This window comes from Halomonas sp. PBN3 (assembly GCF_000475415.1).
Lineage (GTDB): Bacteria > Pseudomonadota > Gammaproteobacteria > Pseudomonadales > Halomonadaceae > Halomonas > Halomonas shengliensis.
In genome coordinates this window covers 1-928 of the sequence record NZ_AXCA01000122.1, presented here as the reverse complement: position 1 = coordinate 928, position 928 = coordinate 1, and the positions used below count along the sequence as shown (strand labels likewise).

Below are 928 nucleotides of genomic sequence, written 5' to 3'. Positions count from 1 at the left end.
CAGGTCTACCCGAGGTGAGGAGGGGGCATGAGGCTGACAGCATGCCGACGCCTGGTGATGGGCTGCGCGCTTGGCTGTGGTCTGGCGGTGGTGTCATCGCTGGCGAATGCCACCGTAGTACCGCCTGCGTACTTCGACGCCGCAAGCCTGCACCAGGTCCCGCCAGAAGTGCTCTATGCAGTGGCCACGGCGGAATCGGTAGTCAGCTTGAAGGTGGGGCGCCGGCCCTGGCCCTGGACCCTGAACGTGGCGGGGGAGGGCTTCCACTTTGCGACTCGCCAGGCGGCCTGCGATGCCCTGGTGCTGGCCCTTCAGGAAACCCGCGTCGTGGACGTGGGCATCGCCCAGCTCAACGTGCGCTGGCAGCCGCAGCTGTTCGGCGCTGGCAAACGCTTTCCCCACCCCTGCGATGCCCTGGACCCCTACGCCAACCTGGAGGAGGCGGCCCGCCTGCTGCGCGGCCACTTCGAGGTCACCGGCGACTGGGTGCAGGCGGCCGGGCGCTACCACCGTCCCGCTGGCGGAGAGCCGGCGGCCCGCTACCGCCGCATCGTCGCCGCCGAGCTCGAGCGGCTGAACACATCTCGCCAGCGGCAGCTGGCAGCCAACTGAGGGAGATGCGACCGATGGTGAAACGTGATCGCTGCCGCTGGATGTTACCCGCTCTGGTGGGTGGGCTCCTTGGGCTGCTTGCCGCCATTGCCCAGGCGGAGACGATGCCCGAAATGTCCCTAGCCGAGCGGCCTGCCCTGGAGGTGCTTGCAGACCATGGCGGCGAGCCGGCACGCCCCTACTTCGTCGCCATCGGCATGGCCGACGTGCCGGAGGAGGAGGGCTATACCCCGGACCCGCGTGCGCCGGTGCCGTTCAGCGAGGCGGATATGCTGCCGGTGACCAGCGAGCGGCTATCGCCCGGCGAGGTGCGCTT

At 69.4% G+C, this 928-nt stretch carries 2 protein-coding genes; both read left to right on the top strand.

All coding sequences use genetic code 11. The annotated features are described in order from the left end of the window. Positions 1-27: 27 nt before the first annotated feature. Positions 28-612 (top strand): transglycosylase SLT domain-containing protein, encoded by a 585-nt coding sequence (locus tag Q673_RS0118230; protein ID WP_052004189.1) that lies wholly within the window; start codon positions 28-30, stop codon positions 610-612. Between the two features lie 104 nt (positions 613-716). Continuing rightward, positions 717-928 (top strand): DUF2859 domain-containing protein (locus Q673_RS0118225; RefSeq protein ID WP_161629669.1); only part of this gene is annotated, 212 nt, incomplete at its 3' end.

Bases quoted from the DNA above. Each gene is read 5' to 3' on its own strand.
- Q673_RS0118230 (WP_052004189.1), top strand. From the start codon at position 28: ATGAGGCTGACAGCATGCCGACGCCTGGTGATGGGCTGCGCGCTTGGC.